This is a genomic window from Spirosoma endophyticum (assembly GCF_900112365.1).
Classification (GTDB): domain Bacteria; phylum Bacteroidota; class Bacteroidia; order Cytophagales; family Spirosomataceae; genus Spirosoma; species Spirosoma endophyticum.
On sequence record NZ_FOLQ01000015.1, the window covers coordinates 1 to 13,335 of the forward strand.

A 13,335-nucleotide genomic window follows, 5' to 3' on the forward strand; every position below is an offset into this window, starting at 1 on the left:
CGTTTCATCCTATGACCCAAGGAAAGATCGAACGTTACCATCGCTCGATGAAGAACGTTCTGTTGTTGGAACACTACTACAGTCCGGATGAACTAAGAACTCGCCTAACGGAGTGGGTAGACTATTATAATCATCAACGGTACCATGAATCACTGGACAACGTACGGCCAGCCGATGCTTACTGGGGCCGCCAGGATCAGATCTTGGCCGAACGGCAAAAAACTAAGCAGCTAAGTTTGTCTCAACGCCGGAAAAGTCATATTTTTCAGCGAGCCCAAAGTGGCTAAAACCATCTCTTCTCTTTTCACCCGCATCTGTCCACTTTTACTTGACGACGTACAATAAGCTGGATGGGGCATTATGTAGCGTATTTGAAAGGGGAAGGTATTGATCATATACGGAGTGCCGCTTCGGCGGTCCGATCCCTTTCATCCCATGACTCAACTGGGCCGCCCTTTATGAGTATTTCGGAGTAAACTGGTTCAGCGTCACTTTAGGTGAATCCTGGTAGTTTTCTTAGTTGAGTGTACATGGATCTATCCCCGCTCTTACCGTCTGGATTCCTGTTCTGCAACCAGCAATTCACTCACGATTCGCTCATCATTGGGCTGATAGCCACCGATACGGTTGGCACTTGCCCACTCTGTCAGAGGCCCACTAGTCGAGTGCATAGTTTCTATCGCACGGGCGCCCCCGCAACGCACTTTAGCCGCCCTACCCATGAGTGGTAAAAGAATCAAGCTTCTGATACGGCTGCGCAAGTTTCTCCGCCCATTAGCCGAGATGGTCTAATTAATCGGCACAGTGGACTTGCTTAACTTAGCAAGATCATGCAGCAACCAGGTAAAGCTAAAACCCGACGCAAATATGACGCTGACTTCAAAAATGAAGTCATCAAAATGTTGACCAATGGCCAAACAGCCGCCTATATTTCAAAAGCATTAGGTATTTCAGAGAATCTAATCTACCGCTGGAAAAATCAGAATCAAGGAGTCAAAAAAGCAAATGGTGAGCAACATGGACTAGCTCTGGAAAATCAGCAGCTCAAAGATCGAGTCCGGTAATTGGAAACTGAACGCGAAATCCTAAAAAAAGCCTTGAGCATTTTCAGCCGACAGACCTGAAGCTATGCTATGAGTTTGTACATGCGCTGGTCGAAACGTTTACGGTCGAAACACTCTGCGCTGTACTAGGTCTGAGCCGTTCTGGGTACTACCGCTACAAACGTGGAGAGAGCTACAAACCAACGGTTGAAAAGGGGAAGAAACAGCAGTTGATTGAACAGGTTTTCGCTGGTCATAAGCGCCGATATGGGAGTCGACGAATTGTAGCTGAGTTAAAAGAGCAAGGTCATGAAGTGGGAAGACATCAGGTACGAACGCTTATGAAATTAGCTGGTTTACAGTCCATTCAACCTAAATCGTTTGTACCGCGCACGACGGATAGTACTCATGGGAAAGGCTACTGGCCTAACTTATTGTTAGACCAACCTTTACCACAAGCCCCCAATTTGGTCTGGGTCAGCGATATTACGTATCTACCTTTGGCAAGCGGGGAATGGGCTTATTTGAGTACCTGGATGGAACTTTTTTCCCGGCTGATAGTAGGTTGGCGGGTCGATGACAATATGGAAGATAACCTGGTTTATCATACCACTGCGTAACGCCCTGCAATTTCGTCAGCCTTCACCTGGCTTGATTATCCACTCGGATCGGGGTGGTCAATATGTGTCGAATGATCTGCGTGAACTGATCAATTTGTGGCACATCAGTCCCAGTATGAGCCGGGCCGACGATCCATATGACAATGCTTTTGCGGAGTCATTCTGGAGCCGCTTGAAAGCGGAATTATTGGAAGGGGGCACGTTCTTAAGTGTGGAAGACGCTCGAACCGAAATCTTCGAGTATATTGAAATGTACTACAATCGGATGCGTAAGCATTCGTCGCTGGGCTACAAAAGCCCTGAACAGTTTGAGCAGGAGTATTACACTAAACTTGCAAGTTCAGTGTGCCGCTAAACCGGACCACCTCAGCCGACTGCCCCGCAAAGTATTTGCCCAATCATGCCACTCGGTCTGTAAGCCCTATACCAGGCGGCTACTCAGAGCGGACCAGCAGATCCAGGCCATTGAGTTACAGGCCGGTTCCAAGCCTGGGGCTCGCTTATGCCATACCATTGGCCAGTCCGTTAATGCCTTTACAGTCCTTCGGGTCATCCGCAGAACTCCACCGCCAATGGTAGAGACACCCAAGCGATTAGGTGTCGATGATTTTGCTTTCAAGAAAGGACGTAACTACGGTACGATTCTGATTGAGCTGGACCAACATAAACCCATCGATCTATTGCCGGATCGAGAGGGTAAGTCGCTGGAGCATTGGCTTCAGGCTCATCCGGGGGTTGAACTGATCACGGCTCCGGCCGCCCGGTCGCGACCGATCCAGTATTTATGCCACTCAAGTAGCTGACCGTTGGCACCTGTTGAAGAATTTATCTGAAGCCGTCGAACGCCTTTTAGACAGCCAACGTCCAGCCATCCGAGAAGCCACTCAATTCATTAGTCAGCAATCGACGATTTCGCTAACTAGTCCTGCTATTTCGTTAACAGAAATGGATTTGCCAAAATCAGTAAGCAATCAACTAACTGATGATCAGTCGCCGGAACAACCCATTTATGCTGAAAAACGATATGGGCTTTATCAGCGGGCGAAAGAATTACAGCAGCAAGGTCATAGTATTCGTGCCATTACAACTCATCTGGGTAGCTCACGAAATACAATCAAAAAGTACTTCAAACAAGCTCATTTTGTCCCCAAAACCAGGAAAAGGAAATCAAATTTGATGACTTATGAAGCCTATTTTACGGCAGCGTTGGCAAGCCGGTGAAACCTGTGTCAAAACGCTGTTTAAGGAAATCAAAGCACAGGGTGATAACGGTCGCTATACCATCTTGGCCGCCTTCTTAGCCACATAACCGTGTCCTTTTCACGAGCCTACTCAACCACCTGCCCAAGGGGAACTTAGCTACTCAAGCAGTCGGCTCAGTCGATTATTAGGCCAGCCAGCAGTCGATTGGCCGGAAACGGATCGTCCTTTTTTATAACACTTACTCCGTTGTACTGAATCGATTGGCCTGGTGCCTCAGTTGAGTCTACGTTTCAAGCGGCTCATGCAGAATCGACAAGCGGAAGAGTTAGCTAATTGGTGTGCCTATGCCGAAGGGATACCGGTTCTGAGCGGGTTTGTGCGGGGTATTCGTCAGGACTATGCAGCCGTTGAAGAATCGTTCCGATCGAAGTGGAGTAATGGCCAAACAGAAGGGCAGGTAAACCGACTAAAGACCATCAAGCGAATGATGTATAGCAAAGCAAAATTTGATTTGTTACGTCTGCGGGTGTTGACCCGAAATGGGACGGCTCCCCCAAATTGACGCTGAACCAGTTTACTCCGAAATACTCAATAAGTTTTAGCCAATTTAAACTTATCAAAGACTGCCCACTTTTCTTTTTAAAAACCTCATGTCCAGTAATCTGAAAGTATTGTACCAATTATACAGTTTACCCGTAAGTAGCATATGATTCAGTTACCCTTTTATGGATGGTCATTAATCACCCCAATTAGGAGCCAGCACCGACTACTTTTTGACTGGGGGATTTGCTTTGTACGATTATCAAGCTTATTTGCGGGCAGGAAACTTCCCAGTTCTATGAATAACGAATCGGAAAAACCATCAAATTCCGACCAACCACTGACGACCAATTCTGACCATTCGGCAGGATTGAATCAGGCCATAGAGCCTAACAATCTCCCTGTAAAGGAAAATGAAGTGTCTCCTCCCGTGGCTCAACGAGCCAATCCGTTAGCGCTTTTCATCCCAGGGGAAGGGTACCTCATAACTCCCATCCTGATCTGGATAAATGTAGTACTATTTATGCTGATGGCGCTGACCGGGGTAAACCTACTGCATCCAGCCAGTGATGACCTCATTCGCTGGGGAGCCAATTATTCACCCCTGACCCTCGACGACCAGCCGTGGCGCTTTTTGAGTAGTTGCTTTCTACATATTGGCGTGATTCATTTGGTATTTAATATGTATGCGCTGCTACAGATCGGGCTTCTTCTGGAACCAATCCTGGGAAGCCGCCAATTTGTGATTGCTTACCTAATGGCAGGACTGGCAGGTAGTGTGGTCAGTTTATGGTGGCACGAAATAGTACTAGGCGCAGGCGCTTCAGGCGCAATTTTTGGCCTGTATGGTGTATTTCTGGCATTATTAACCACCAATTGGTTCGATGTTCAAACCCGTCGAGACTTAATGAGGAATAGTCTAATCTTTGTAGGCTATAATCTGGTCATAGGACTGCAGGCGGGTATCGACAATGCCGCCCATATGGGCGGGTTACTAGCGGGTCTGCTTTTTGGTTATACTTATTATTTTTCTGCCCTTCACCCCAGCCGTGCATCGACACAAGCGGGGTGGTTGTTACTAATGCCCCCAATCCTGACCGTCGTAACCACCATCGTCGTGTATGTGAACACAGGCAACCCCTTTGGAGAGTATGACCGACTGCTGAAACGATTCAGTCTGTTGGAAGCTCAGGCCTTGAGCGTTTTTCGATTACCACCTACTACATCAGCTGCGGGTGTGGCAAAGGCCATTGACGAGCAGGGGATTGTTTCCTGGCGAAAAGCCCTGAACGTACTCACCGAGGCGGATCAGCTTGCTCTGCCCGAAGAACTTCGCCAACGAACTAAGTTGCTGCGTCAATACGGCCGATTACGGCTAACTAGTTTTACTCTTTTACAACGTTCGCTAAGGGATACAACCCACATCTACGATCAGCAGATCGAAGATCTTGACCGACAGATTTACGGAATACAAAAGCAGTTGGAAAAGCAGTAACGAGGGCTCCTTTAATGCATCTATCGGTAAAGCAACTGAAGACATTGTTCATTTTCAAGCCCATCGATGTGATACTGAATATGAACAATGTCTTCAATTGCCCAAGATATATAGTCGCTCTTTTGAAAAAGAACCCCAAGGAAGGGGTAGTTGATGGTTACTCCTGGTCGACCTGATTGCCAGCTTTTTTAAACCACTCATGTCTAAACAAAATGAATACGGATAATGCCGAAACCATTGCTGATTGGGAGGAAAATTCGACGCTCCCTATATCCATAACGTTTCAATAGATGAATTCGTGGAAACGGTAGAACAGGCTAGTCAGGAAGAGAACGCTGAAGCACTGGTTCCGCACAAAGACTAGTTTTTAAGTAGCCTCCTATCAGTTTAGTAGTAGCGTATCTGTTAGACGGCCAAATATGATCAGTAAAAGCAGCGTTTTGTGAGAATGATTTCACATGCATGCCCAACGGTTTGGGCTATCCCGTTAGTCTTTTTGTAGTGGAGCATGTCAATTGGTCATTTTCAAAAGATACCATAGTACATCTGGATCTGTGCTATCTGCCTCATGTGAATGCCTAAACGAGAGTTTCTCCAACAGCTTTATGGAACGCTGATTATCTCGTTGAAGGGAGGCCTGAATGGCTTGAACGGTAAGTGTATTGAATGCATACTCAATCACGGTCTCTGCAGTTTCTTTCATGATGCCTTGTCCCTGAAAGGTTGTCAAAAGTTCATAGCCGATTTCACATGTGTCCGTTTCATCTGAGGGGGTAGGTAACAAGTTTCGGGTAAAATCCTCAGACTACTGGACAAAAAAAATTGACGTTTGCCAACATCCTCAAAATCGGATCGAAGACAAATTAGAAATTGCTTGAACCAGAGTAGTGTGGCGTTTAATACGTCCAGTCCCTTCTTGATCAGAGATTGTGCTGGAGCATAGCACCGTTAGTAAGCTTCGAAAAGCTAGTAAATAATAATTGAAGGCTGTTTGTTTACAAAGCGATGGCCTACAAGTACTTATAGGTTTTTTTTAAGCAAGTCTGTCGACAAAATTTCGAATTTTAAGAAAAGCGATTGCTCCATCAAGTGCACTCAATAAATCCCTCATAGTAAATTTATAATTTGGATCTGGTATGCGGCTAATTTGTTGTTTTACTCGTTCTTCACTGATGAGACCAGCTTCATTTGAATAAAAACTTTCTTGTCCAATATATGGATTAGCCCTATCCCATTTAAGCTGCAAGCCAACCCTGACTCCAAATATATCTATGTAAGGGTTCCTTACGACGTTTGCACCTTTATGAGGCCATTCTTCATTTTGATGAAACGAGACTGCCAAATTTTTAGGCGTATCAAAATTCACCATTAAAAGTTGCATAGGAGCAATTACTTTTAGTGCAGGCAATAAACAATCCAATGGTATGTCATTAGGCCCCCTCACCGCCTCTTTTACAGCACTATAAAGGCTCTCATAATCCCCAAAAATCACTAATAATATTTTGATAATCTTTATAAGTTCAAAATCTGAAGTTTCTATATAAAAAGCGTCTGAATGAAAGCCATCTGTGTTTATTTGAGATTCAAATTTTGAGTCATTGCCATAATTGATTAATGGACCACTTACTAATATAAATTTTTGAACATTTGGCTTTAGATGATGTTTTACGATACTCCTTACTGTTCTCTTACCAATTTTAACAAAGTGGTGTAAGTATTCTCCTAAAATTATTCTACCGTCATCACTTAAGTCCGCAGTCAAATCTGATCGGCAATACATAGCTACAGCCTGCTCATTTGAAAAATCGAAAATATTAGTTGAGTAGAATTTTTCAATATATCCTTCGAAATCAACTTCTCCACCATACTTATGAATATAGATATTTCGAATATTTTTCAAGTCACAAACAACGATAATTTTAGAAAAACCAAACTTATTTCCTCCACTGGGAGAATCCTGATGAACACTAAGTATGTTCAAAATACGAAAGATATGCTCGGGATCTAGTCGGTCCAGGTCATCAACAATCAACACATTTTCATGCCCTGGTTTCTTTATTTTATCTAACCCCAGTCGAATCATTTGAGATATCAAGTCATCTTCAAAGATCGATCCCTTGATATCTCTGGTTTCCTTTAAGTAGTTATCAAGAACGTCGTTGGTTGTAGCTAAATGCGAATCTAACTTCTTTTTGTAGTCCTGGTATTTTGTTAACCCGTCCACAAGCACATTACCCATCTTACCGATCTTGTTGATTCCTTTCGTAATGGGATCGCCAACCAGAAGTTCAGTGGGAGCATTTTCTAAAGCGCTGAATAAAAGCTTAAAGATGTCTTTGGGGTTGTTAACAACGTATTGATATGCGTATTGCGCTTCGCCAATCTTAGCCTTCAGTTCTTGAATAATTGCATTGTACTGGAGCAATTGATGGGCTAAATCATATTTTATATATTCAAAAATATCTTCATTCTGACTGACGACATATTTTACAGGTGATAGCCAGAAAGTATTTGTCGTTTCGGATACGGTCTTAAAATATTCTCGAAGAAAATAAGTTTTGCCACTTCCAAAAGGGGCAGAGAATAGAATCCGTTGATTTTCCTCAGGACTAATATGCTGAGCAAAGGCCTCAAATGGGCGTGTAATTTCTATTTCTTTCATGGATAGATATTTTTGTGCTTAACGAACTAATTTATTGGCTACATCAAATTGCCTTTAAATCCAAGTAACCAGAATCGTACCTAGAGGGGGCAATCCGTGCGCTTTTAGAGCATAAAGCCGTCGCCTTTAAAAGTGACTATAAGATTATTCACTACCTCCTGAATGTGAGGGGGTAGTTGATGGAAAGCCTTTCGTACATCTTTAAATAATGTACAGTAGTCATACAGGATGAATATACCAATCATTGCACTCATGGTCAGCATTGTGTCCATCATACGAAAGTTTTCTGGATCGTCGCCTTCAAAACCATTGACGACGACGTTAATGCTGTGCCAAGTTGGGTGACTGTTGAGCGAAAACAGTTTATATAAATTGGTGAAGACTTTCTCCCGAGCCGGCATCCGATTCGCTAAGCCATGCCATCCGCCCTCGACTCGCTTCAACTTGATCCCTTCTACATAGTACTGCCAGCCATCTCCAGTTCGCGGATCAGATTTGCCCTTTATGGTTGTTTGACTCTGGCTATCCAATGACTGCACGATAGAGAGCTCCATAAGGTAATTAACCGTTTCGTCAATGTTTTTTCGATTCTGGTCGCGTGCCAGTTTGCCTTCTTCAAATTCGGTTGGTTCCGCCTGATTTTTGCTGATGAATGTTTCCAGTACCCACAACAAATAACGTAATTCAACCTCATCTTGAGAAAGTGGGTCAACAAACACATGATGTAAGGTAAGCATGCATTCATAGGCTCCTCGAAGTACGCTTGCTACAGAAAGGGGGTCGATTATGTAATTATATGGTCTGTTGCTTAAAGCTGAAAACCATTCTCCTCCTTCAAAAACATTGCGAATAGTCAATAACTGTAAGCTTGCCTTCATAACCAGCCCTTCGGCATATACATTTCGTTCAAGCACAAGATCCTTTTTGTAAGTCACTCTATTAAGGTATAATAGGGTATCTTGGACGATTAAAAAACGATAAAGCAAATTGTCGCGTTCAGTTAATTCTGTTGGAGGCATGAGTCTGTTATGGGTAAAATTAATCGCTAAAATTTTATTTTAAGGACTGACGCTTGGCTTCCATTAGAATCAGTAATAATTGTTCGCCTGTCATATCAACAAGCTTAGTGCTTAGGGCATTCTGCAAGGGCCATACCGCAGCCTCTTTTTCATATTGATTGAGTGCATCAGTCAGTAAAGGCAAAAATGTATTGTTTTGGGCATGTTCAAAAAAGAATGATGCCCCTAGATCAACATCGCTAACTGCCCTTTCGAGAAGCTCATAATCTGCCCGACGTTTACGAGTTGGTGATGGCTTATCAAATTTTCCGAAATACTGGAACAGATCGGCAATATTTTTTCGATTTGCTTCGAAAAGTTCTGATTCGGTCCCATATCTGTATTCATCTGGATGTGCCTTAATGGATTCTATTAGTTGGCGAATCTGTTTAATGTGTTCCTGTGAGATTGTAGGCATTATTGTAGTTTTTTGAAAAGTGGTTTTACTCAATACATTTAATTAATCTCCAATTTGGACGTCTTTCAATCGAAGCCATCGGAGTATAGTTTTTTATATTTGATATCCAACTGCTTCATGACCATGGCAGGTCTGTTACCATTTAGGTAAAGCGTTTTAGCGCTTCAACTTTCATGTTAGCCGTGAGTTAAGTACAAGAATCGGCTGTCCACGCGCCTCAGCCGTGTCCAGGCCTGCTTAGATATTCCTGATTAATAACTTAATTTCCTACTTTGCTTTCATCTATTTTTATAATAGTTAGAACAAAGAAATACTGTACCTACTTATACGATGCTGAGTGGGCTCATATATTCAAAATAATACGGGAGATGACTAAATTTAAAGAGGGCACCGTTTGGTGCTATAGCCATAGGGCTGAAGGAGGCATGGTTCTCGTGCACGTCTACCGATTCCATGAAATTAACTACGCTAAATCAAATTATACTCCCTGGCAGGCTACTATGCACATCGGCCTTAACTAAGCGAATGATTTTGTACTAGTTGCTGGAATTGATGTTGTTCTCGATATTGAAGTCGTTGCATTAGAAAATCGTGCCCTGGGGCTTCAATCCCAGGCCATTTATGGCCATTGAACAGCCATTCTTCATAGTGTCCAACCCATTTTGCGGCCAATGGAATTAAGTCGGTAGCAATCCACAGTCGACGAAATGGCGAAATGTCAGCCGGGTAATAAAGACATAGGGCACGGTCAGAATACATGTGAATCGCCAATGATGGCTTTATCTTCCGATTTCGTATCCAGACTCGGTGTATTTCTTGCGACAAATACCGTAGCTCAATCTGATAGCTAGTCGTGAAATAAGGCTGTTTGACGGTGAAGTCAACTTTTAGAAACTGCTGTTTCTGGTTATTTATCAGTTGTTCTACCCGACAAGTAGGCCAATATTCATCCAGCAATTGACGCTGGATGAATAGTTCGAAGGCTGAGGAATCACGATTAATCTCTCCGGGTATCATAAAAATCTCTCTCCCGCGGGGCCTGAATGCCAGCAGGAACAACATTAAATTTCTTGTCATAGCCATAATTCCCTGACTCAATTTTTCGATTGGCATCTGATAGTTGCTGCCGACGTTGTCGTTCCTGTTCAGACAGGTTTGGCGTATAACCTATCGATAGCTTACCGTTTGAATCAGTTTGAACGAAGTGAAACGTCTCCTTCAAGTATTTTTTCCAGTCAAAATGATACTGAGTGTAGAAAAACTTTTTGTCTGGATCTTTGAAGATATACCGTTCATTCACATCTACGTTTCCGATTTTGTCCCGGGTCAAATCATAAAATTCTGGATTCAGTTTGGCTGTGTCTCGGACATTGGCACCAACCATAATGCCATTCGTTTTAGCATTGTGCTGCATTTTGGGTGCTAAACTTGTATGTAGACTTGTTGTCGTCAACTCCGTACAATTTCCGGTACCATAAATGCACCATAACGTATCGTCATCGTCACCGAAGTCAATTCCAGTTCGGGCATTGATGTCATCAATATCCATCGCTTCAAATACTTCTGGTAATTCATACTTCACGAAGTAGCTAAAGAAAGAGGCAGCTTGAATGGCATTGCGTACACCTTCTTCACGCGAAACACCCCGGCCCCCGAAGTAGGCGAAAACGCCATCATACTGCATGCGTTGGATATGACCATCAAACAGGGCACAGGTGTGGGTTGCGGCCGTTACTATCACCTGGATAATGACCCTAATTTGCTCAGTGGTATATTTTTTAAAGAAATTAGTTGAATTCTTTACATCCATAAACATGGACGTGATATGATGATATTCAACACCGTTAGTAGCCCGCAGATGGATAAAGTCTGGGTGATCGCCACTGACTGGCAATTTCACCGGTCGTTTTAGTAGATCCGCTAAAGTCTTCATCGATGTAGCAGGCTCTAAGCTGGCGGTAGTTGCGTACGCTTTAGGATCTATAATCCGGTGTGTTGAACGTGCTTCAGCTAAAGTACTCAGCACTTGTAAATCATGCCCTTTCATTAATGTAGGGCTATGTACAGCTTGACTGATTGCATCAAGATAATTGCTATATAATCGCATGCTATTTGCCATTTAAAATAAAATAGAGACTCAGAAAAACGAGCAGCATTAGACTGCCTGATAAAAGCCAGCCAGCATAGTTCAATCGTTTAAATTTTCGAGAAAGGCCAATGGAGAGGATATGCATCTGCCGAAGCATATCCTGAAGGTGCAATGAGGCAGATCGTTTCCGAAATTTCCGGGCGAAGTACCTGTATTCCAGTGAGGCTACTTGTCCAAAAAAAATAAGCGACACATTACCTGGATGCGAACTGGATCTAGTGAAAGGATTTATTGCCAAGATGGTAAAGCCCAGAGAAAATGCGCACAAAATGACTACGCCAGCAATAACCAGGTTATGGGCTGAGGTGAATTTTAGCTTCTGTTCCAAAAATGAGTAGCTAGAAGCAATTCCACCAATCAGAATAGCATTTATAGCCAGGTACAAATTTCCCTTCGTATTAACCGATTCATAGTAATGGTCATAACGACCTATTATAAATCGCGCCTGTTCAATCAATTCCTCATCACTCATATCTATTGAACTAGTTGAGTTAAGGGGTGCCTAGTATATGGACCCTCACTTCGCTTTACTTCTCTTTTCTAACCGATTTTAACGGGTCACTACCTAACATATGATCTATAAAATTATCGTCATGACTACCCTTGATTCAGGTGTTTTATGGACTTGCGAACGCGTTATTATTACGCAGATTCATCCTCCCCTAGCCACAGTAGTAGGCATTTTAAAATGTTAAATAGATCGGCTAAATGCTGATAAGTGCTCAGGATATATAGTAAGCACCGAACGAAAGCAACCGGGTCCAACCAGCTTAGGGTTGGAGAAGAGGAGTAACAGAAGAGGTGAGAAGGAGGTACTGAAGAGACCTGGATACATTTGCGTAGTAATCTCAACCAGTCTAATTTGCTGACCATTTCCGGAAATCAACAGAGGCCGTCCAAACCCGTTGACTATCTTCCCATTATCCCCTAAAGTAGTGTTCTTTTCTAAGCCTTACGAGCCAAAACTCATAAGGCTTTTTTTTCATAAGCCTCTTTATGATTATGTTTTACGGTGGATCACCTCGCGTGACTCACATCAAAGGTAAGTCAGTATCTATAAAACTTCAAATATACCAATCGAAAGTTTTTTTACTAATGTTAAGTCATACTTGACATTCTCCGATTGAAGCATTAACTTTGCCACATGAATGTGGCAAATGAAAAAACGCTGTTCCAGGCTTTAGGAAAAAAGATAAAAAGTCATAGAAATAATGCAATGGTTAATCAGGTTCACTTTGCGAGCCAAATAGGGTTGAGCCGAACCTCTTTAGTCAACATCGAACAAGGCAGACAGCAACCATCAGTTATTTTGCTATGGCGAATAGCTGAAGCGTTGAATATTGAAATGAAAGAGTTGATACCTAGCCGGGTAGAAGTAGAGGCTACTACGAATGGATTGATATTTCCCTCTGCATCTGACGAGATTAAAAAAGGGGAAACTTATGATTTGTTGGTTAAATTTGTTAGTGACCTTAAAGCGAACGAATCTGAATTATGAATCACAAAAGACAGAATCAGATCGAACAACTGGCAAAGGGCTTACTTACCGAAACGAATTGTTACTCGTACCCTCCCATTAACGTTATAGAAGTAGCAAAACGAAAAGGGATTGATATCATTGACTTCCATTTTGGGGAAGAAGTCTCGGGGGTACTAATTACTAAGAATAATAAATCAACCATTGGGGTTAATCCTGATAATTCAACCGTTCGTCAGAGATTTACAATAGCCCACGAATTAGGCCATTATTCCCTGGGACATCAGCGAAACGGCATGTTCGTTGACACGCCTGAACGGTATTTTACCATGTTTAATTTTCGGAATTCCAACTCATCCACTGGAGAACACATTCAGGAAAGAGAAGCCAATGCTTTTGCAGCATCGCTTCTTATGCCTAGGGATCTAATATTTATAGTTATTGAAGACTTAAAATCAAGCTTCAACGTCAGAAGTGACGAGGACCTTTTAGAAGAGTTGGCCAAAAAATTTGAGGTTAGTACCCAAGCTATGGGATTCCGATTGTCGAATCTTAATACGTTATGGTAGTTAGCACAGAGTAAGATTTAAATAGATATGCTTAACAAGAAAGCCTGCTTAAATTTAAGCAGGCTTTCTTGTTAAGCATAAACTTACTCGATTATGTAACC

At 42.7% G+C, this 13,335-nt stretch carries 18 protein-coding genes; 10 read left to right on the forward strand and 8 right to left on the reverse strand.

Translation table 11 applies throughout. The features are described 5' to 3' along the window. Positions 1–287: integrase core domain-containing protein (locus BM202_RS26255; RefSeq protein ID WP_143100758.1), on the forward strand; the 287-nt coding region annotated here is incomplete at its 5' end. A 261-nt stretch (positions 288–548) separates the two neighbouring features. Here the strand turns inward: BM202_RS26255 and BM202_RS36755 are convergent. Next, the gene (locus tag BM202_RS36755; protein WP_143100759.1) at positions 549–740 is read right to left on the reverse strand and encodes a hypothetical protein; all 192 of its coding nucleotides are present in this window, start codon (positions 738–740) and stop codon (positions 549–551) included. A 90-nt stretch (positions 741–830) separates the two neighbouring features. On the opposite strand from BM202_RS36755, the gene BM202_RS26260 reads away from it, so the two are divergent. From BM202_RS26260 to BM202_RS26290, 7 genes are all read left to right on the forward strand, one after another. Continuing rightward, positions 831–1,064 carry a transposase gene (locus tag BM202_RS26260; protein WP_093831799.1) on the forward strand — a complete coding sequence of 78 codons (234 nt, stop codon included), beginning with the start codon at positions 831–833 and terminating at the stop codon, positions 1,062–1,064. A gap of 209 nt (positions 1,065–1,273) precedes the next feature. After that, positions 1,274–1,663 (forward strand): IS3 family transposase, encoded by a 390-nt coding sequence (locus BM202_RS38355; protein ID WP_449448521.1) that lies wholly within the window; start codon positions 1,274–1,276, stop codon positions 1,661–1,663. Between the two features lie 31 nt (positions 1,664–1,694). Beyond that, positions 1,695–2,018: an integrase core domain-containing protein gene (locus BM202_RS38360; protein ID WP_245776793.1), complete on the forward strand. Its 324-nt coding sequence runs from the start codon at positions 1,695–1,697 to the stop codon at positions 2,016–2,018. Continuing rightward, positions 1,996–2,466 carry a transposase gene (locus tag BM202_RS36760; RefSeq protein ID WP_143100760.1) on the forward strand — a complete coding sequence of 157 codons (471 nt, stop codon included), beginning with the start codon at positions 1,996–1,998 and terminating at the stop codon, positions 2,464–2,466. Before BM202_RS38360 ends, BM202_RS36760 begins: the two co-directional genes overlap by 23 nt. Positions 2,467–2,479: 13 nt before the next feature. Then, positions 2,480–2,884, forward strand: coding sequence for a hypothetical protein (locus BM202_RS26280; protein ID WP_093831807.1), 405 nt, complete (start codon positions 2,480–2,482; stop codon positions 2,882–2,884). Positions 2,885–3,167: 283 nt separating this feature from the next. Next, a complete protein-coding gene (locus BM202_RS26285; protein WP_093831809.1) occupies positions 3,168–3,428 on the forward strand; it encodes a transposase in 261 nt (86 codons plus the stop codon). 276 nt (positions 3,429–3,704) lie between these two features. After that, positions 3,705–4,901 carry a rhomboid family intramembrane serine protease gene (locus BM202_RS26290; RefSeq protein WP_093831811.1) on the forward strand — a complete coding sequence of 399 codons (1,197 nt, stop codon included), beginning with the start codon at positions 3,705–3,707 and terminating at the stop codon, positions 4,899–4,901. A gap of 511 nt (positions 4,902–5,412) precedes the next feature. Here the strand turns inward: BM202_RS26290 and BM202_RS39105 are convergent. The 7 genes from BM202_RS39105 to BM202_RS26325 all read right to left on the reverse strand — a co-directional run bounded on the left by BM202_RS39105 (position 5,413) and on the right by BM202_RS26325 (position 11,660). Next, positions 5,413–5,685, reverse strand: coding sequence for a GNAT family N-acetyltransferase (locus tag BM202_RS39105; protein WP_093831813.1), 273 nt, complete (start codon positions 5,683–5,685; stop codon positions 5,413–5,415). Between the two features lie 249 nt (positions 5,686–5,934). Continuing rightward, entirely contained in the window at positions 5,935–7,563 is a 1,629-nt protein-coding gene (locus tag BM202_RS26300; RefSeq protein ID WP_093831815.1) for a P-loop NTPase fold protein, read from the reverse strand. A 104-nt stretch (positions 7,564–7,667) separates the two neighbouring features. Continuing rightward, a complete protein-coding gene (locus BM202_RS26305; protein WP_093831817.1) occupies positions 7,668–8,582 on the reverse strand; it encodes a hypothetical protein in 915 nt (304 codons plus the stop codon). Between the two features lie 34 nt (positions 8,583–8,616). Then, positions 8,617–9,039, reverse strand: a complete 423-nt coding sequence (locus BM202_RS26310; protein ID WP_093831819.1) for a hypothetical protein — start codon at positions 9,037–9,039, stop codon at positions 8,617–8,619. A 513-nt stretch (positions 9,040–9,552) separates the two neighbouring features. Further along, positions 9,553–10,056, reverse strand: coding sequence for a type II CBASS E2 protein (locus BM202_RS37380; protein WP_093831821.1), 504 nt, complete (start codon positions 10,054–10,056; stop codon positions 9,553–9,555). Continuing rightward, positions 10,037–11,146, reverse strand: coding sequence for a hypothetical protein (locus BM202_RS26320; RefSeq protein WP_093831823.1), 1,110 nt, complete (start codon positions 11,144–11,146; stop codon positions 10,037–10,039). The genes BM202_RS37380 and BM202_RS26320 overlap by 20 nt, the downstream gene beginning before the upstream one ends. A 1-nt stretch (position 11,147) precedes the next feature. Continuing rightward, a complete protein-coding gene (locus BM202_RS26325) occupies positions 11,148–11,660 on the reverse strand; it encodes a Pycsar system effector family protein (protein WP_093831825.1) in 513 nt (170 codons plus the stop codon). 672 nt (positions 11,661–12,332) lie between these two features. Here BM202_RS26325 and BM202_RS26330 point away from each other — a divergent pair. Both BM202_RS26330 and BM202_RS26335 read left to right on the forward strand, forming a co-directional pair. Then, positions 12,333–12,686: a helix-turn-helix domain-containing protein gene (locus BM202_RS26330; protein WP_093831827.1), complete on the forward strand. Its 354-nt coding sequence runs from the start codon at positions 12,333–12,335 to the stop codon at positions 12,684–12,686. Beyond that, positions 12,683–13,234, forward strand: coding sequence for an ImmA/IrrE family metallo-endopeptidase (locus BM202_RS26335; protein WP_093831829.1), 552 nt, complete (start codon positions 12,683–12,685; stop codon positions 13,232–13,234). Before BM202_RS26330 ends, BM202_RS26335 begins: the two co-directional genes overlap by 4 nt. Positions 13,235–13,335: the final 101 nt, after the last annotated feature.

What these genes read in the sequence shown, in the direction of transcription:
- BM202_RS26260 (WP_093831799.1), top strand. Translation starts at nt 831, where the DNA reads ATGCAGCAACCAGGTAAAGCTAAAACCCGACGCAAATATGACGCTGAC.
- BM202_RS26285 (WP_093831809.1), top strand. Translation starts at nt 3,168, where the DNA reads ATGCAGAATCGACAAGCGGAAGAGTTAGCTAATTGGTGTGCCTATGCC.
- BM202_RS26290 (WP_093831811.1), top strand. Translation starts at nt 3,705, where the DNA reads ATGAATAACGAATCGGAAAAACCATCAAATTCCGACCAACCACTGACG.
- BM202_RS26300 (WP_093831815.1), bottom strand. Translation starts at nt 7,563, where the DNA reads ATGAAAGAAATAGAAATTACACGCCCATTTGAGGCCTTTGCTCAGCAT.
- BM202_RS26305 (WP_093831817.1), bottom strand. Translation starts at nt 8,582, where the DNA reads ATGCCTCCAACAGAATTAACTGAACGCGACAATTTGCTTTATCGTTTT.
- BM202_RS26310 (WP_093831819.1), bottom strand. Translation starts at nt 9,039, where the DNA reads ATGCCTACAATCTCACAGGAACACATTAAACAGATTCGCCAACTAATA.
- BM202_RS37380 (WP_093831821.1), bottom strand. Translation starts at nt 10,056, where the DNA reads ATGATACCCGGAGAGATTAATCGTGATTCCTCAGCCTTCGAACTATTC.
- BM202_RS26320 (WP_093831823.1), bottom strand. Translation starts at nt 11,146, where the DNA reads ATGCGATTATATAGCAATTATCTTGATGCAATCAGTCAAGCTGTACAT.
- BM202_RS26325 (WP_093831825.1), bottom strand. Translation starts at nt 11,660, where the DNA reads ATGAGTGATGAGGAATTGATTGAACAGGCGCGATTTATAATAGGTCGT.
- BM202_RS26330 (WP_093831827.1), top strand. Translation starts at nt 12,333, where the DNA reads ATGAATGTGGCAAATGAAAAAACGCTGTTCCAGGCTTTAGGAAAAAAG.
- BM202_RS26335 (WP_093831829.1), top strand. Translation starts at nt 12,683, where the DNA reads ATGAATCACAAAAGACAGAATCAGATCGAACAACTGGCAAAGGGCTTA.